The organism is Duganella callida (assembly GCF_004614165.1).
Taxonomy (GTDB): Bacteria; Pseudomonadota; Gammaproteobacteria; order Burkholderiales; family Burkholderiaceae_D; genus Rugamonas; species Rugamonas callida.
In genome coordinates this window covers 1-16,805 of record NZ_SPVG01000040.1, presented here as the reverse complement: position 1 = coordinate 16,805, position 16,805 = coordinate 1, and the positions used below count along the sequence as shown (strand labels likewise).

The 16,805-nt window shown below is 64.5% G+C and carries 16 protein-coding genes; 2 read left to right on the top strand and 14 right to left on the bottom strand.

Going from position 1 to position 16,805, the window contains the following annotated elements; all coding sequences use genetic code 11:
* Nucleotides 1-174: 174 nt before the first annotated feature.
* Complete coding sequence (locus E4L98_RS04340) at nucleotides 175-525, top strand: hypothetical protein (protein ID WP_135200346.1); 351 nt, start codon at nucleotides 175-177, stop codon at nucleotides 523-525.
* A gap of 72 nt (nucleotides 526-597) precedes the next feature.
* Here the strand turns inward: E4L98_RS04340 and cysM are convergent, their stop codons facing one another.
* Nucleotides 598-1,500: a cysteine synthase CysM gene (cysM, locus tag E4L98_RS04335; RefSeq protein ID WP_135200345.1), complete on the bottom strand. Its 903-nt coding sequence runs from the start codon at nucleotides 1,498-1,500 to the stop codon at nucleotides 598-600.
* Between the two features lie 157 nt (nucleotides 1,501-1,657).
* On the opposite strand from cysM, the gene E4L98_RS04330 reads away from it, so the two are divergent.
* Nucleotides 1,658-3,430, top strand: coding sequence for an FAD-dependent oxidoreductase (locus E4L98_RS04330; protein WP_135200344.1), 1,773 nt, complete (start codon nucleotides 1,658-1,660; stop codon nucleotides 3,428-3,430).
* A 28-nt stretch (nucleotides 3,431-3,458) separates the two neighbouring features.
* Here E4L98_RS04330 and E4L98_RS04325 read toward each other — a convergent pair whose 3' ends face one another.
* From E4L98_RS04325 to E4L98_RS04265, 13 genes are all read right to left on the bottom strand, one after another.
* The gene (locus E4L98_RS04325) at nucleotides 3,459-4,760 is read right to left on the bottom strand and encodes an MBL fold metallo-hydrolase (protein WP_135200343.1); all 1,302 of its coding nucleotides are present in this window, start codon (nucleotides 4,758-4,760) and stop codon (nucleotides 3,459-3,461) included.
* Nucleotides 4,760-6,112, bottom strand: a complete 1,353-nt coding sequence (locus tag E4L98_RS04320) for a M20/M25/M40 family metallo-hydrolase (RefSeq protein WP_135200342.1) — start codon at nucleotides 6,110-6,112, stop codon at nucleotides 4,760-4,762. The genes E4L98_RS04325 and E4L98_RS04320 overlap by 1 nt, the downstream gene beginning before the upstream one ends.
* Before the next feature lie 80 nt (nucleotides 6,113-6,192).
* The gene (locus E4L98_RS04315) at nucleotides 6,193-6,489 is read right to left on the bottom strand and encodes a ComEA family DNA-binding protein (RefSeq protein WP_135200341.1); all 297 of its coding nucleotides are present in this window, start codon (nucleotides 6,487-6,489) and stop codon (nucleotides 6,193-6,195) included.
* Between the two features lie 107 nt (nucleotides 6,490-6,596).
* Nucleotides 6,597-7,847, bottom strand: coding sequence for a DUF4214 domain-containing protein (locus E4L98_RS04310; protein WP_135200340.1), 1,251 nt, complete (start codon nucleotides 7,845-7,847; stop codon nucleotides 6,597-6,599).
* A gap of 169 nt (nucleotides 7,848-8,016) precedes the next feature.
* The gene (gene rfaE1, locus E4L98_RS04305) at nucleotides 8,017-8,937 is read right to left on the bottom strand and encodes a D-glycero-beta-D-manno-heptose-7-phosphate kinase (RefSeq protein ID WP_135200367.1); all 921 of its coding nucleotides are present in this window, start codon (nucleotides 8,935-8,937) and stop codon (nucleotides 8,017-8,019) included.
* Between the two features lie 11 nt (nucleotides 8,938-8,948).
* The gene (locus tag E4L98_RS04300; RefSeq protein WP_135200339.1) at nucleotides 8,949-10,316 is read right to left on the bottom strand and encodes a UDP-glucose dehydrogenase family protein; all 1,368 of its coding nucleotides are present in this window, start codon (nucleotides 10,314-10,316) and stop codon (nucleotides 8,949-8,951) included.
* Nucleotides 10,317-10,329: 13 nt separating this feature from the next.
* A complete protein-coding gene (gene lapB / locus E4L98_RS04295; protein WP_135200338.1) occupies nucleotides 10,330-11,505 on the bottom strand; it encodes a lipopolysaccharide assembly protein LapB in 1,176 nt (391 codons plus the stop codon).
* A gap of 12 nt (nucleotides 11,506-11,517) precedes the next feature.
* Nucleotides 11,518-11,820 carry a LapA family protein gene (locus E4L98_RS04290; protein WP_135200337.1) on the bottom strand — a complete coding sequence of 101 codons (303 nt, stop codon included), beginning with the start codon at nucleotides 11,818-11,820 and terminating at the stop codon, nucleotides 11,518-11,520.
* Nucleotides 11,821-11,925: 105 nt separating this feature from the next.
* Nucleotides 11,926-12,231: an integration host factor subunit beta gene (locus E4L98_RS04285; RefSeq protein WP_008446215.1), complete on the bottom strand. Its 306-nt coding sequence runs from the start codon at nucleotides 12,229-12,231 to the stop codon at nucleotides 11,926-11,928.
* A gap of 12 nt (nucleotides 12,232-12,243) precedes the next feature.
* Nucleotides 12,244-13,920 (bottom strand): 30S ribosomal protein S1, encoded by a 1,677-nt coding sequence (gene rpsA / locus E4L98_RS04280; RefSeq protein WP_135200336.1) that lies wholly within the window; start codon nucleotides 13,918-13,920, stop codon nucleotides 12,244-12,246.
* A 75-nt stretch (nucleotides 13,921-13,995) separates the two neighbouring features.
* Nucleotides 13,996-14,664: a (d)CMP kinase gene (gene cmk, locus E4L98_RS04275; RefSeq protein WP_135200335.1), complete on the bottom strand. Its 669-nt coding sequence runs from the start codon at nucleotides 14,662-14,664 to the stop codon at nucleotides 13,996-13,998.
* Nucleotides 14,665-14,669: 5 nt separating this feature from the next.
* Nucleotides 14,670-15,983 (bottom strand): 3-phosphoshikimate 1-carboxyvinyltransferase, encoded by a 1,314-nt coding sequence (gene aroA / locus E4L98_RS04270; protein WP_135200334.1) that lies wholly within the window; start codon nucleotides 15,981-15,983, stop codon nucleotides 14,670-14,672.
* Between the two features lie 90 nt (nucleotides 15,984-16,073).
* On the bottom strand, nucleotides 16,074-16,805 hold a 732-nt coding region (locus E4L98_RS04265), incomplete at its 5' end, for a prephenate dehydrogenase (protein ID WP_135200333.1).

Genomic DNA, 16,805 nt, shown 5'->3' with positions numbered 1-16,805 from the left:
TGAAGAGTATTAGATTGCACGATGTTGTACAATTGTGTATATATTATGAAACTAACTTGTTATCCTGGAATCCGTGTCCGTAGGTAAGTCTCCTGGTAAGGATGGACATTGAGGCGGCAAAGCTCCGATTGTTGTAGTACTTTGCAGGACAACTTTACAGAAGGAAAAGACGACATGACAAACCAAGTCGGCATAGATATGAACAACGATGCGGAAGGCGATGATCTGCTGCAATACAATCCCAACCGCCTGCTCGATACCCTGATCGAGAACCTGCGCCTGAAAAACGACGCAGCGCTGTCGCGCGCACTGGAAGTGGCACCGCCCGTGATCAGCAAGATCCGTCACCATCGTCTGCCGGTCGGCGCCTCGCTGCTGATCCGCATGCACGAAGTGAGCGATCTGAGCATCCGCGACCTGCGTTACCTGATGGGCGACCGCCGCAACAAGTTCCGCATCAGCGACAAGCAGTTCAAGCCGAAAGAAGGCGAAACCCCGAACAACGGCAACAATAACCAGGGCTGATCCGCCCCGGCGTTATCCGACTAGCCGCTCCCTCCCCCTGCCGGGCAGAGGGATGCGGTCCTTGTTCCGCCCTTATGCCGGGAACACCCCGGTCGACAGGTAACGGTCGCCGCGGTCGCAGACGATGAACACGATCGTCGCGTTCTCCACCGTTTGCGACAGCCGCAAGGCAATCTCACAGGCGCCGGCCGCCGAAATCCCGCAGAATATGCCCTCTTCCGCCGCCATGCGGCGCGCCATGCGCTCGGCTGCCGCCTGCGACACCGATTCCACGCGGTCCACGCGCGACCGGTCGTAAATCTTCGGCAGATAGGCTTCCGGCCATTTGCGGATGCCGGGAATCGACGAGCCCTCTTCCGGCTCGGCGCCGATGATCTGGATCCCGGGATTCTGTTCCTTCAGATAGCGCGAGCAGCCCATGATGGTGCCGGTGGTGCCCATGGCGCTGACGAAATGGGTGATGCGACCGTCGGTATCGCGCCAGATTTCCGGCCCGGTGCTCTCGTAGTGCGCGCGCGCATTGTCCTGGTTGGCGAACTGGTCGAGGATGATGCCCTTGCCGTCCTTCTGCAGCTGCTCGGCCATGTCGCGCGCGTACTCCATGCCGCCGGTCTTGGGCGTCAGCATGATCTGCGCGCCGTAGGCGGCCATACTCTGGCGCCGCTCCACGCTGAGGTTTTCCGGCATCAGCAGCAGCATCTTGTAGCCGCGGATGGCGGCCGCCATGGCCAGCGCGATGCCGGTGTTGCCGCTGGTGGCCTCGATCAGGGTATCGCCGGGCTTGATGTCGCCACGCTCCTCGGCGCGGCGCAGCATCGACATGGCGGCGCGGTCCTTGACCGAGCCGGCCGGGTTGTTGCCTTCAAGCTTGCCGAGGATGATGTTGCCGCGCGCGGCGGCCTCGGCGCCGGGCAGGCGCTGCAACTGCACCAGCGGCGTATTGCCTATCGTATCTTGCAGAGTCTTGTAAGCCATCGTCTTCTTGTTGGAGTCGCCAAAAGAACCATTTTATCCGAGTTGTCCGATTCCGGCCGACTACCCCAAAAGAGATGTCCGGTTTCTTGGACTGGCGCGCCGCCTTGCGCTAGACTGGCAACAGTTGTGCAACCATCTTCATTACCCCGGAATTACCATGTCCTCCACCCCTATGGAACTGCTGCCCGAGCTCACCCCTGACGAGCCGTCCCCGCTGGCCGTCAGCGACCTGGAGAAACGTCACCACCAGATGTTTCCGGTCCTGAGCGAGGCCGACATCCGCCACATGCACCGCTTCGGCCACGTGGTCTGCTTCAAGAATGGCGAGATGATTTTCGAAGCGGGCAAGACCAGCTTCGGCCTGATGCTGGTGATCAAGGGGGGCATCGAAGTCAACCGCTATGACGGCCTGGGCAACACCTCCTACGTGACCACCCACATGCCGGGCCAGTTCAGCGGCGAGGTGGCGCAGCTGTCGGGCCGTCCTTCGCTGGGCAACGGCCACGCGGTGGGCGACGTGGAAGTGCTGGTGGTGCCGTCGGAATCGCTGCGCGCGCTGCTGGTGGCGCATGCCGACCTGGGCGAGCGCATCGTGCGCGCGCTGATCCTGCGCCGCGTCGGCCTGATCGAAAAAGCCTCGGGCGGCCCGGTGATCGTCGGCCCGCGCGGCCATGGCCGCATCCATACCCTGCAGACCTTCCTGCAGGCCAACGGCCATCCGCACCTGGTGCTCGATCCCGAACACAACCGCCAGGCGGCCGACCTGCTGGAACACTATCAGCCGCGTGCGGAAGAGCTGCCGCTGGTGGTGTGCCCGGACGGCGTGGTCAAGAAAAATCCCACCGTGGTCGATATCGGCCGCTGCCTGGGCATGCTGCCTGAACTCGACACCGACAAGGTGTGGGATGTGATCGTGGTCGGCGCCGGCCCGGCCGGCCTGGCGACCGCCGTGTACGCGGCGTCGGAAGGCTTGTCGGTGCTGATCCTGGAAACGCGCGCCTATGGCGGCCAGGCCGGCGCCAGCGCGCGCATCGAAAACTACCTGGGCTTCCCGACCGGCGTCTCCGGCCGCGCGCTGGCCGGCCGCGCCTATGTGCAGGCGCAGAAGTTCGGCGTCGAGATCGCCATCCCGGCGCCGGCCGGCCGCCTGATCTGCGACACCTACCCGCTGCAGGTGGAAATGTGCGGCAGCCTGCAGCACCTGCAGGCCAAGACCGTGGTGCTGTCCTGCGGCGCGCGCTACCGCCGGCCGTCGCTGGCCAACCTCAAGCAGTTCGAGGGCAAGGGCGTGTACTACTGGGCCTCGCCGGTCGAAGCCAAACTGTGCAAGACGGAAGAAATCATCCTGGTGGGCGGCGGCAACTCGGCCGGCCAGGCGGCGGTGTTCCTGTCGGGCTACGCGTCCAAGGTGCACATGCTGATTCGCAAGGACAGCCTGTCGTCGACCATGTCCAACTACCTGATCGAGCGCATCCGGGCCACGCCCAACATCGAACTGCACACCTGCACCGAAATCGTCGCGCTGGAAGGCGACGAGGACGGCCTGCAGCAGGTGCGCGTGCGCGATGCCCGCGCCGGGGAAGAGCGCGATTACGACGTCTGCCGCGTGTTCCTGTTCATCGGCGCCGATCCCAACACCGGCTGGCTCGGCGATTGCGGCGTCGACGTCGACAACCACGGCTTCATCCGTACCGGCTTCGACGTCACCAAGTCGCAGTGCAAGGCCAACTTCGCGCAAGGCGTGTATCCGAAAGACCTGCCCGCGCGCGCGATGCTGGAGACCAGCGTGCCGGGCGTGTTCGCCATCGGCGACGTGCGCGCCGGTTCCACCAAGCGGGTGGCGGCGGCGGTGGGCGAAGGCGCGGCGGTGGTGGCGCAGATCCACCAGTTCCTGGCCAACCTGCCGGCCGAAATCCGGGGTCAGGTCTGACATTCGTCAGACCTGACCCCGGATTTCGCTACAGAAGGCGCCGCAGCTGGGCGGCCTGGTAGGCGCAGATGGCGTTGTCGAACAGGGTGCGGATCAGCGGGTCGTCGACGATGTCGGCGTCGTCCGGGGCGCCGTCGATGCGCATGTACATCGAGGTCAGCGATTCGCCCAGTTCCAGCCCGGCATACAGCTTGGCGGCGGGGATTTCGGTGCGCCAGCCCGGCGCTTCCTCGTCGCCGACCAAGGCGATGTTGTCGCCGTGGATGCGGTAGCGGAACTGTCGCACTGCGCCTTCATGATCGTAGACCGACAGCTGCCACACGCACGGCGTGCAGAAGTAGCTGTCTTGCGGCAGCTCCATGGCTTGGTAGCGCCGCAGCAGGCCGCTGCGGCAGTAGTCGAGCACCAGCGCCTCCTGTTCGGCCGTCAGCGTGGCGAAATGGCGCGCGATGTCGGCGGTGGGCGGCGGTCGCACCGCCGGATCGTAGGCGAAATCGAGATCCTGTTCGCCCACCGGCAGCACCCATGGCAGCGGCGCCGACGGCGCCAGCGCGTCGGCCGTCAGCTCCACCGCGACCGACGGATTCAGTCGTATCACTTGCGCGGCGGGCAGCCAGCTTCGCACCTCCTGCGCGAATTGCCGGTAGGTGACCGGGAACATCGCATGGTTGTACCACGACCAGGGCTCCTGGTTGAACTGGCAGGAGCTCGGCACCACGTAGCGCGGCGCCAGCGCCCGCAGCTGCTCCGGCCACTCCTCGGGCAGGCGCACCGGCCCCGGCTCGGCGCGCGACGGCGCGATCACCGCCACCTCGCGCATGGTCTGGAACGGCCACAGCACCATGTCCCACGGCGCGTACGCCTTGAGCTGTTCCAGCGTCTCCGGGTCCATCCAGGCGTCCACCACGTTCAGCACGTTCAAGCCTTCGGCGCGCACGTGGAACATGGAATCGACGTCGGCCTCCAGCGCACGGCGCGCGATCACTTCGAAGGCGCCCACCCGGACCACCGCGTCGAGCTCCAGCGCCAGCACGTTGACGAAGCCCAGCGCGCGTATCATCGCGAACAGTTCGTCGAACACGCAGTACAGGTAGATGGGCGTGGCGCGGTCCAGCAGGTTCAGGCTGTCCAGCGAGCAGTGGTCATCGTGGAAGTGCGAGATGAACACGGCGTGCGGCCGCAGCGCCCGCACCCGCGCGAGGTCGAAGCGCACGTCCGGAAACGCGTGGCAGTTGCGGCTGAACGGATTCTCGAAAATCGGATCGAACAGGATCTGCGTGCCGCCGCTTTCAAACGCGTAGCCGGCGTGGAGGATGCGCGCGATCTTCATCAGCGCAGCGGCGTCGGATAGCTGGCCGGGCTGACGTTGCCGTCCCCATCGACCGCTTGCACGCCGAAATACACGTTGTCCTTGGACAGCGGCATGGTGAATTCGGTTACCTTGCCGACGAACTTGCTGCCCTGCCACTCGGCGGCCGAGGTCTCGCGCCAGACGATGCGGTAGCCGGCCAGGTCCGGCTCGTTATTGGCCTGCCACACCAGTTCGGTATCGTTCTGCAGCTTGGCGGTGCGCACCTGCACCTTTTGCGGCGAGGCCGGCGCCAGCGCCAGCGACGACAACGCCGCCGCGTTCACCCGCGCCACCCTGGCGATGTAGTTGAAGTCGTCATACTGCGGCAGGTCGCCGATCCGCACGCCGTTTTCGGTGCGCAGGTTCTGGTGCTGGTGGTTGAAATCCTCGGCCGGCTCGGTGAAGCGCAGCGCCGCATAGCCGCGCTCGAGGAACGGCATGTGGTCGCCGCCGCGCAGATAACGATCGCGGCGCTGGATCACATTGACCTTAAAGCCGGGCACATAGCGCTCGCCGGCTTCCTTGACCGCGCGCGCCAGCTGGCGCGACAGCGAATCGTTCTCGCCGCCGGTCTGGATCAGGGTGCGCACCGCCTCGCTGTTTTCCTTTTGCACCGGCAAGCCTTCGGCAAACAGGCGCACCTGGGTGTCATCCTTCCTGCCGTGCTCGTCGTGCGAGCTGCCGATGATGTCGTTGGTGAACATGCCGGCGATGTTCAGGTTCTTCTGTCTGGCCAGTTCCGCCCAGTGCGCCGCTCCCAGCAGGCCCTGCTCCTCCGCCGCCACGGTCATGAACACCAGCGTGGCGTCGAATTGGTATTTGGCCATCACGCAGGCCATTTCCATCACGGCGGCGGTACCGGACGCGTCATCGTTGGCGCCCGGCGCGTCCCCCTTGGCATCCATCACGTCGGTGTTGCGCGAATCGTAGTGGCCGCTGACCACGTACATGCGCTGCGCCGATGCCGCCTGCGCGCCCGGCAGCGTCGCCACCACGTTGACGATTTCGGTCGGCTGGCTGATGCGCGCGGACACCGGCGCGATATGACTGTCGAACTCGACTTTCAGCGCCGTCCCCGCGCCGCAGCGCTCCAGTTCGCGCTTGATCCAGCGCCGCGCAGCGCCGATGCCCTCGGTGTCCGACACCGTGTCCGACATGGTGTGGCGCGTGCGGAAACTCACCAGCTTGTTGATGTAGCCCTCGATGCGCGCCGGTGAAATCTCCTTGACGATCTGATCGATCTGCGCCTGATGACGGCTGGTGTCGGGTTGGGCGGCCAGAGCCGGTGCCGCAGCGAGCAGCGCGGCCAGCGCGAGAGGACGATAGGGCATGGTGTGTCTCCGTGTGAAAAGTCGCGCTATCTTCTCACCAAAGAAAACCCGCAGCAAGGCCGCGGGTCCGGTATGCAACACTACTTGGCGGCCTTGGCCGGCGCGCCATCCTTCGACTTGCCATTCACCTGCAGCCCGGCTTCCGACAGGCGGATCGCGTTTTTCTCACCTATGCCTTTCACGCGCTGCTCCAGATCGGCCCAGTCCTTGAACTCACCCTTCTTGCGTTCTTCGAGGATGGCCTTGGTCTTGGCCGGCCCCAGGCCGCGGATGCTGTCCAGCGCGGCCGCGTCGGCCTTGTTGACATCGACCTGGGCCCAGGCGAAATTCAGGCTGGCCATCAGGACAGCCAATGCCAGCAACAGTTTTTTGTACATGATGCGTCTCCGTTGAGGTTAAGCAAGGGCGACCATTCGCACCTTGGAGTCCTCTAACGGCCGCGGCGGACGGCGCGGTTGACCGGCGCCGTCTGATGCAGATCAAATCATGGCGGCGTACCGTCGCTGATCCATTTGCCGATCAGCGCGCGCTCATCGGGCGTCATGCCGGTGGCGTTACCGAGCGGCATGAAGGTGCTCTGCACCGCCACCGTATTGATCAGCCCCGCCTGGGCACGGATCAGCGCTTCGCTGTCCAGGCGCACGCCGGCATTGGCGATCGAGGCCGAGTGGCACACCACACAGCGCTGGTTGATGATGGCCTGCACCTGCGGGAAGCGCAACGCCACCACAGGCGGCTTGGAGCTGCCGTTGAAGGTCCCCACCGCGGTGGTGCCCGGATAATTCCAAAAGCCAGTCGCCAGCCCACTGCCGAGATTGAAGCTGCCGGTGAACGTGCCCGTATGGCCGCCACCGCTGACGTCCAGCGCGAAGCGGCCGCCGGGCGCAATACCGGTGACGCCGCTCATGTCGATATTCCAGCCGTTGGAGTGCACTGTACCGACCAGCGCCCCGCTGGCGGTGACGGTCAGGCTGACCGTGCCGCTGTCGCCGCCGCTCAGCGGACCGTTGTAGATGCCGGCGAAATCAGTTGCCGGATTCGACGGACCGCTGGTGCCCCAAGGAATGTATTCGATACCGTTGCGGATGCGGTCGGCCACCAGGGCCTTGTTCTCGTCCGATTCGGAAAAGCCGGTCAGTACCAGCGCGCGGCTGAACACGCGCCCGTCCGGATTGGTGCCATCCAGGTGACCGACGTGGAAAGCCAGGCCGGCCGGCTCCGGCGCGCGCTTCAGCACGTTGTTGTACAGCAGGGTGACAAACTGCACGCTGTCGAGGTTGCCGTAAGTGTCGGCAAATTCCTTGCTGTTGACGAAGCCCTGCGCCACCTGCTCCATGCTCAGACCATTGTTCAGACCATTGATTTGTGCGCCCAGGCCGGCCAGGTCCGGCAGCCGGTTGAAAGCCGCCTGATACAGGCGATAAGCCTTGGCAGGATTGCCGTCATCGACGTCCAGCGAGACCGTGGTGTCGGCGAACTGCAGCAGCGCCTTGGGCGGCACCGGCGTGACCTGGCCGCCGACGTTGTCGGTGACCGTCAGGTTCGGGCCGGAAATGGTGTACTGGCTCAGATTGCCAGGAAAGGCATTGTTGACCTGGGGCGTGTCTGCCATCAACATCCCGCCCTGGCGCATTTGGCTGGGGGCTGCGGCATTATCGGCGGATTGGTTGCCGGCGCCGCAGCCGGCCAGGGCCAGCAGCACCATCGCGCTTGCCAGCATGCGCTCGTGTTTCATCGTCGGATCTCCTGTTGGGATGAAAAAGAGCTGCCGGTGAGGGATGGCGGCAGCGGCCCGAACACTCGAGTTATCCGTCAATTCCGCGCGCCATGGCAAAGGTTCAATGATGACGAAAAAAACCCGCACGGCATCGGCCGGGCGGGTTGGCGCGGGAGCGGCGTGCGCGTCAGCCGAACAGTTCCTCGCCGGTCACGGTGGCCGTGCCCAGTTTGCCGACGACGATGCCGCCGGCGCGGTTGGCGGTTTCCACCGCCTCCTGCCAGCCGGCGCCCGCGCCCAGCATGCAGGCCATGGTGGCGATCACGGTGTCGCCGGCGCCGGAGACGTCGAACACCTCGCGCGCCTGCGCCGGCACGTGGAATTGTGCGCCATCGGTGTACAGCGTCATGCCTTCTTCCGAACGGGTCAGCAGCAGCGCATCGAGCTTCAGATCGGCGCGCAACTGCTGCGCCTTGGCGGTCAGCTGTTCCTCGCTGCGCCAGGCGCCGGCAATGTGCCTGAACTCCGACTTGTTCGGGGTCAGCACGGTGGCGCCGGCGTAGCGGCCGAAGTCGTCGCCTTTCGGATCGACCATCACCACCTTGCCGGCCGCCCGCGCGGCGGCGATCATGTCGGCCACGTTGACCAGGCTGCCCTTGGCGTAATCGGACAGGATGATCACGTCGTAGTTGGCCAGCAGCGTGTGGAATTGCGCCAGCTTGTCGCGCAGCACGGTGTCGGTCGGCGCTTCCTCGAAATCGATGCGCACCATCTGCTGCTGGCGGCCGATCACGCGCAGCTTGATGATGGTGGAAATCGCCTCGTCGCGCTTGAGGTAGCTGCGGATGCCGCCGCCCTCGAGCAGCTGCTCGACCTCGTCGCCGGCCTCGTCGTTGCCTACCACGCCCAGCAGCGCCGCCTGTGCCCCCAGGGCGCCGGCATTGCGCGCCACGTTGGCGGCGCCGCCCAGGCGCGCTTCGCGTTTGGCGATGCGCACCACGGGCACCGGCGCTTCCGGCGAAATGCGGTTGACGTCACCGAACCAGTAACGGTCCAGCATGACGTCGCCGACCACCAGGATGCGCACCTTGTCCAATGCCGGGTTCATCTTGGTCACGATCAGCTCCGGGTCAGGATGGAACGGCCGATGCCGTGGTATTCGAAGCCCGCTTCCGCCATCGCGGCCGGCTCGAACAGGTTGCGGCCATCGAAGATCACGGCCTGCTTCAGCGCCGTCTTGATGCGGTCGAAGTCCGGGCTGCGGAAGGCCTTCCATTCGGTGACGATCACCAGCGCCTCGGCGCCGTCCAGGGTGTTCATCGGGCTGTCGGCGAAGCGCACGCGCGCCAGCTCGTCGGCCGTCAGGTCCAGCGCCAGCACGCGCTTGGCTTCCGTCATGGCGACCGGATCGTGCACCGCCACCGTGGCGCCGGCGTCCAGCAACTGGCGCAGCAGCACGCGCGACGGCGCCTCGCGCATGTCGTCGGTGTTCGGCTTGAACGCCAGACCCCACACGGCGAAATGCTTGCCGCGCAAATCGGCGCCGAAGCGCTGCACCACTTTCTGGCCCAGCACCAGCTTCTGCTTGTCGTTGACGGCTTCCACCGCGCGCAGGATCAGCAGGTCCTGCGCATACTGGCGCGCGGTGCGTTCCAGCGCCTGCACGTCTTTCGGGAAGCAGGAACCGCCATAGCCGGCGCCGGCGTACAGGAAGCTGTGGCCGATACGCGGGTCGGAGCCGATGCCGTGACGTACCGCCTCGATGTCGGCGCCCACCTGGTCGGCCAGGTTGGCCAGTTCGTTCATGAACGAGATGCGGGTGGCCAGCATGGCGTTGGCCGCGTACTTGGTGAATTCGGCCGAGCGCACGTCCATCCAGAAGGTGCGTTCGTGATTGCGGTTGAACGGCGCGTACAGCTTTTTCATGCGCGCCGCCGCCTTCTCTCCTTCCGCCGTGCTGTCATGGCCGATGACGATGCGGTCCGGCCGCATGAAGTCCTCCACCGCCGCGCCCTCTTTCAGGAACTCCGGATTCGACACCACCGAGAAGGTCGCCGCGGCGCCGCGCGCCGTGATTTCTTCCTGCAGCGCGGCTTTCACGCGGTCGGCCGTGCCCACCGGCACGGTCGACTTGTCGACGATGACCTTGAAGCCGGTCATGTGCTTGCCGATGTTGCGGGCGGCGGCCAGCACGTATTGCAGGTCGGCCGAGCCGTCTTCATCGGGCGGGGTGCCGACCGCGATGAACTGCACTTCGCCGTGCGCCACCGAGGCGGCGACGTCGGTCGAAAACTGGATGCGGCCGGCGGCGCGGTTGCGCGCGACGATTTCTTCCAGGCCCGGTTCGTGGATCGGGATGCCGCCGTTGTTGAGCAGGTCGATCTTCTTTTGATCGACGTCCAGGCAGAACACGTCGTTGCCCAGTTCCGCGAGACAGGCGCCCGTGACCAGACCTACATAGCCGGTGCCGATGATGGTGATTTTCATGGTGATGCTCTTCTCAATTCATAACATTCAATTCTTCGGTGCGACGCGGCGGGTAGGTCTCCCAGCGGCTGCATCCTGGGCACTGCCAGTAGAACTGGCGCGCCTTGAAACCACAGTGGCTGCACTGATAGCGCGCCAGCTTCTGGGTGTAGCCGTGCACCAGGTTCTTCACCATCGACAGTTCGGGCACCAGCGTCGCCGGCGCATCCATCAGGCGCGCTTCCAGCAGCTTGTCCAGGCCCAGCAGGGTCGGCGTGCGCCGCAGCTCATTTGAGATCAGCTGCTTGGCCGCGTCGACGCCATCCAGCTCCAGCACCGCCTTGTACACCACTTCGATCAGGTCGATCGACGAGGCCTGCTCCAGATACGATTTCAGCAGGTTGACGCCTTCCTGCGGACGGCCGACCTTGCGGTAGCCATCCATCAGCCGCTGCGCCACCAGCGCCACGTGCGGCACGCTGATCTGCTCGACGCGGCGCCAGGTCAGCAGCGCGCCTTCGACGTCGCCCTGCGCCAGCTGCGCGTCGCCGGTCAGCAGCGTGGCGCGCACGTTGACGCGGTCGGCCTGCAGCGATTTTTCCAGCAGTTCCAGTGCCTGGTCCGGATGCATGTGCACCAGCGCGTCCTGCGCCATCTCGCAATAGAACTGCGCCACCTCCTTCTGGCGCGAACCGGCGCCGGCTTCCTGCAGGCCGATGGCGGCCTCGATCGCGCGCGGCCACTCCTTCTCGCGCTGGAAGATCTCCAGCAGCGCGCGGCGCGCCTGCACCGCGTAGGCGCCGCTCAGCAGGGTGTTGAAGGTCTCTTCGGCGCGGTCCAGCAGGCCGGCCTTCAGGTAATCCATGCCCAGTTCATACTGCGCATGTTCCTTCTGCTCCTGCGGCAGGTCGGGACGCGCCAGCAGGTTCTGGTGGATACGGATGGCGCGCTCGGTCTCGCCGCGGCGGCGGAACAGATTGCCCAGCGCGAAGTGCATGTCGGCCGATTCCGGATCCAGCCGCACGATCTCGATGAAGGCGTCGACCGCCTTGTCCGGCTGGTCGTTGAGCAGGTGATTCAGGCCCTTGTAATAGCCGCGCGGCAGGCTGCGCGATTCGGAAAGCAGTTGGCGTATGTCGACGCGCGCGGCCAGCCATCCCAGGGCGAAGAATGCGGGGATGCCCAGTAACCACCAGAGTTCAAATTCCATGCTGTGTACTTGTTATTGTGTGATGACGCTGTCCGGCTGCGGCGGGCGGTTGGCCTGCTGCGCCGAGGCTTGCAGCGTGTTGATGGTTGTCTTGTGTTTGTTGGTCTCGCGGCGGTGACGGAATACCGTGGGCGTCAGCGCCAGCACGCCGAGCACGGCGCCGGCCACGAAGAAGCCCAGCAGCATCAACACCAGCGGGCCGCGCAACTCGTAATGCAGGAACAGATGCAGATCGACCTCCTGCGTATTTTTGAGCGCGAAGCCGAAAAACAAGATAAACAGTACGATGCCGATCAGCGTAGAAAAGATTTTCATCTGCTCTGTGTTCCTTATATGCCCAAGGTCGCCAGTATCGCACCCCAGGCAATAAAAAAAAAGCGGCATCCCGAAGGACGCCGCTTTGCTTAACTAGTGAATGCTTCAGTCCTCGATGATCGGTTGCCCGACCATCGCGTCAACCCGCTCGCGCAATTGCTTGCCCGGCTTGAAGTGCGGCACCCGCTTTTCCGGCACCATCACCTTGTCGCCCGACTTCGGATTGCGTCCGATGCGCGGCGGCCGGCTGTTGAGCGCAAAACTGCCAAAACCGCGGATCTCGATGCGCTGCCCCGTCGCCAGGGCATTGGTCATCGCGTCCAGGATGGTCTTGACGGCGTACTCCGCATCCTTGGCCACCAGCTGAGAATAACGCTCAGCCAGGCGGTTGATCAGTTCGGACTTCGTCATATCGACTAATTATTAGTTCTTGTTGTCCAGCTTGGCTTTCAGCAGAGCGCCCAAGCTGGTGGTGCCCGACGCGGCGCTGCTGTCGCCGGCGATCTTCTGCATGGCTTCGGCGGTGTCCGCGTTGTCCTTGGCTTTGATCGACAGCTGGATCGAACGTGCCTTACGGTCGATGTTGATCACCAGCGCTTCGACGGTGTCGCCGACTTTCAGGTGGGTGCCAGCATCTTCCACGCGGTCACGCGAGATTTCCGAAGCGCGCAGGTAGCCTTCGACTTCGTCCGACAGCTGGATCACGGCGCCCTTAGGCTCGACCGACTTGACGGTGCCCGAAACCAGGGCGCCCTTGTCGTTCATGGCGGCGAAGTTGTTGAATGGATCACCTTCCAGTTGCTTCACGCCCAGCGAAACGCGCTCGCGCTCCACGTCGATGGCCAGAACCACGGCTTCCAGCTCGTCGCCCTTCTTGAACTTGCGCACGGCTTCTTCGCCGGCTTCGGTCCACGACAGATCCGAGAGGTGTACCAGGCCGTCGATGTTGCCGGCCAGGCCGATGAACACGCCGAAGTCGGTGATCGACTTGATCGCGCCCTTGACCTTGTCACCCTTCTTGTGGGTCATGCCGAAGTCATCCCATGGGTTGGCTTTGCACTGCTTCATGCCCAGCGAGATACGGCGACGCTCTTCGTCGATCTCCAGCACCATGACTTCGACTTCGTCGCCCAGCTGCACGACTTTGTTCGGAGCGACGTTCTTGTTGGTCCAGTCCATTTCGGACACGTGCACCAGACCTTCGATGCCCTGTTCCACTTCGACGAACGCGCCGTAGTCGGTCAGGTTGGTGACTTTACCGAACAGACGGGTGCCTTGTGGGTAACGACGCGACAGACCGGTCCACGGGTCATCGCCCAGTTGCTTCACGCCCAGCGAGACGCGGTTCTTCTCTTGATCGTACTTCAGAACCTTGGCGGTGATCTCTTGACCAACGGTCAGCACTTCCGATGGGTGACGCACACGACGCCATGCCAGGTCGGTGATGTGCAGCAGGCCGTCGATGCCGCCCAGATCCACGAACGCGCCGTAGTCGGTGATGTTCTTCACCACGCCGGTCACCACGGTGCCTTCTTTCAGGGTTTCCATCAGCTTCTGACGCTCTTCGCCCATCGAGGCTTCGATCACGGCGCGGCGCGACAGCACCACGTTGTTGCGCTTGCGGTCCAGCTTGATGACCTTGAATTCCAGGGTCTTGCCCTCGAACGGGGTGGTGTCCTTGACCGGACGGGTGTCGACCAGCGAACCCGGCAGGAAGGCACGGATGCCATTGGTCAGCACGGTCAGGCCGCCCTTGACCTTGCCGTTCACGGTACCGACGACGATCTCGCCCGATTCCATTGCTTTTTCCAGTGCCAGCCACGACGCCAGACGCTTGGCCTTGTCGCGCGACAGGATGGTATCGCCGAAACCATTTTCCAGCGATTCGATGGCCACGGAAACGAAGTCGCCTACCTTGACTTCCAGTTCGCCTTGGTCATTCTTGAATTCTTCAACAGGGATGAAAGCTTCCGATTTCAGGCCTGCGTTGACGATCACGAAGTTGTGATCCAGACGAACGACTTCAGCCGAAATTACTTCGCCCGAGCGCATATCTTGGCGCGACAGGGATTCTTCGAAGAGGGCTGCAAAACTTTCCATATTATAAAACTTCCAGGTTAGCCAGTAAGGCCCGCACGATGCGGCTTCAACTGGGTTAGGGTTGATCAAGTACGACTATTTGGTGACGGCGGCATACCATTGCAAGACCTGATCGACGGCTTCGTCAGCGGTCATGTTCGAGGTCTCCAGGAGGTGCGCGCCCTCTGCCGGCGCCAGCGGCGCGATGGTCCGTTTGCTATCCCGGTCGTCGCGCGCCTGTAAATCCACCAGTAGGTCTTGCATATTAGCAGAAAACCCCTTGTCTATCAATTGCTTATACCGGCGTTCCGCGCGCGCCTGGGCGGAGGCGGTCAAAAACACCTTCAGCGCGGCGTGCGGGAAGATCACCGAGCCCATGTCGCGGCCATCGGCCACCAGGCCCGGCGCCTTGCGAAACCCCAGTTGCAGCCCCACCAGCGCATGCCGCACGGCCGGGAAGGTGGCAATTTTGGAAGCGGTATTGCCGACCTCTTCCGCGCGGATCGCATCGGTGACGTTTTCCTGCGACAAAACGATGTCGCCGCCCTGGAAACTGCAGTGCAGGTGCTCGGCCAGCTTGGCCAGCGCGTGCTCGTCGGCAAGATCGGTGCCGCGGCGCAGGGCCGACAGCGCGGTCAGGCGGTACAGCGCGCCGGAGTCCAGGTAGTGGAAGCCGAGCTTGTCGGCCACGCGGTGCGCGACCGTGCCCTTGCCGGAGGCGGTCGGGCCGTCGATGGTGATGACTGGGATCTGGGATGTTGCCATTGTATTTACTTTGCTATGCCTGCGAACGCGGTGAAATAGTCGGGGAAGGTCTTGTTGACGCACTTCGGATCGTTGATGCGCACCGGCGCGCCCTGGCGCAGCACACCGTCCAGCGCGGCCAGCGAGAAACACATGGCCATGCGGTGGTCGTCATAAGTATCGATGGTAGCAGGTACCAGCGCGGCCGGTGGCGTGACACGGATATAGTCCGGCCCCTCCTCCACAATGGCGCCGACCTTGCGCAGTTCCGTGGCCATGGCGGCGATGCGGTCGGTTTCCTTGACGCGCCAGCTGGCGATGTTGCGCAGCGTGCTGGTGCCGTCGGCGTACAGCGCGGCCACGGCGATGGTCATGGCGGCGTCCGGGATGTGATTGAAATCGGCGTCGATGGCCTTCAGCGGACCGTTGGCGCGTGCCTCGATCCAGTTGTTGCCCATGGTGATCTGGGCGCCCATCTGCTCCAGCGCGGCGGCGAAGCGCACGTCGCCCTGGATCGAATCCTTGCCCACGCCCTCCACCCGCACCGGACCACCGGCGATCGCGCCGGCCGCCAGGAAGTAGGACGCCGACGAGGCGTCGCCCTCGACGTGGATGGTGCCGGGCGACTGGTAGACCTGGCCCGGCTCGATGGTGAACGACTCCCAGCCGTTCTGCGCCACCTTGACGCCGAAGCGGCGGATCAGGTTCAGCGTGATCTCGATGTAAGGCTTGGAAATCAGCTCGCCGACGACATCGATGGTGATCGCGTGCTCCTTCGCCATCAGCGGCGCCACCATCAGCAGCGCGGTCAGGAACTGGCTGGAGACATCGCCGCGCACCGACAGGCGCCGGGTGGTGATCCTGCCTTGCTTGATGTGCAGCGGCGGATAGCCCTGGTTGCCGGTGTACTCGACATTGGTGCCGGCGGCGTTGAGCGCATCGACCAGATCGCCGATCGGGCGTTCATGCATGCGCGGCACGCCGTGCAGCGTGTAATCGCCGCCGATCACGGCCAGCGCCGCGGTCAGCGGACGGATCGCGGTGCCGGCGTTGCCCATGAACAGATCGGCCGATTTATTCGGCAGCACGCCGGCCACGCCGGTGACGTGGTGGATGGTGCCGGTGGCGGTCTTCTCCTCGGTCCACTCGACGCCGAGCGCGCGCAGCGCGGCCAGCATCACGGCGGTATCGTCGGACGCCAGCAGATCGACGATATCGACCTTGCCCTGCGACAAAGCGGACAACAGCAGGATACGGTTGGAGATGGACTTCGAGCCCGGCAAACGCACCGTGCCTTCCACATGAGCGACCGTTTGCAGGTCGAGGTATTCGTGAGTCATATTGTTTCCTTCAACATCGGGGTCAGAGCCGACATTCGGACATTGGTTAGCGCGCTAGCGAATGTCCGAATGTCGGCTCTGACCCCGACTTTATTCTTTATCGGGGGATGGCGGGGCTTCGGCGGCCTCGATCGCTTTGATCCACAGGTGACGGGCGCGCTGGGCGTTGCTGTAGACCTGTTCCAGCGCGGCGCCGTCGCCGGCGGCCAGGTGGGCCCGCAGCGCGGTCAGTTGCGCCATGTAGGCATCCAGTTCGGTCAGCAGCGCGGCCTGGTTGGCCAGGCTGATGTCGCGCCACATTTCCGGCGACGAGCCGGCAATGCGGGTGAAGTCGCGGAAGCCGCTGGCGGCATACTGGAACAACAGGTCCGCGTGCGGCTTCTTGGCGATGTCGTCCACCAGCGCGTAGGCCAGCAGGTGCGGCAGGTGGCTGACGGAGGCGAATACCTTGTCATGCTCCCGCGGCGTCAGGCGGTGGATGACGGCGCCGCAGGCACGCCAGGCGGCAGCCACGCGCTCGATGTCGCCGGCGGCGTTTTCTTCCAGCGCGGTCAGCACCACTTTCTTGCCGGCGTAGAGGTTGGCGATGGCGGCGTCCGGGCCGTTGGTTTCGCGGCCGGCGATCGGATGGCCGGGCACGAACTGGGCGATTTTGTCGCCCAGCGCTCGGCGCGCGGCCGTCACCACATCGGTCTTGGTGCTGCCGGCGTCGGTCACCACGGTGCCCGGCCGCAGGTGCGGCGCGAGCGCGGCCAGGATGGCCTCGGTCTGCGCCACCGGCGCGGCCAACAGCACCAGCCCCAGCGCACTGACCAGGCCGAA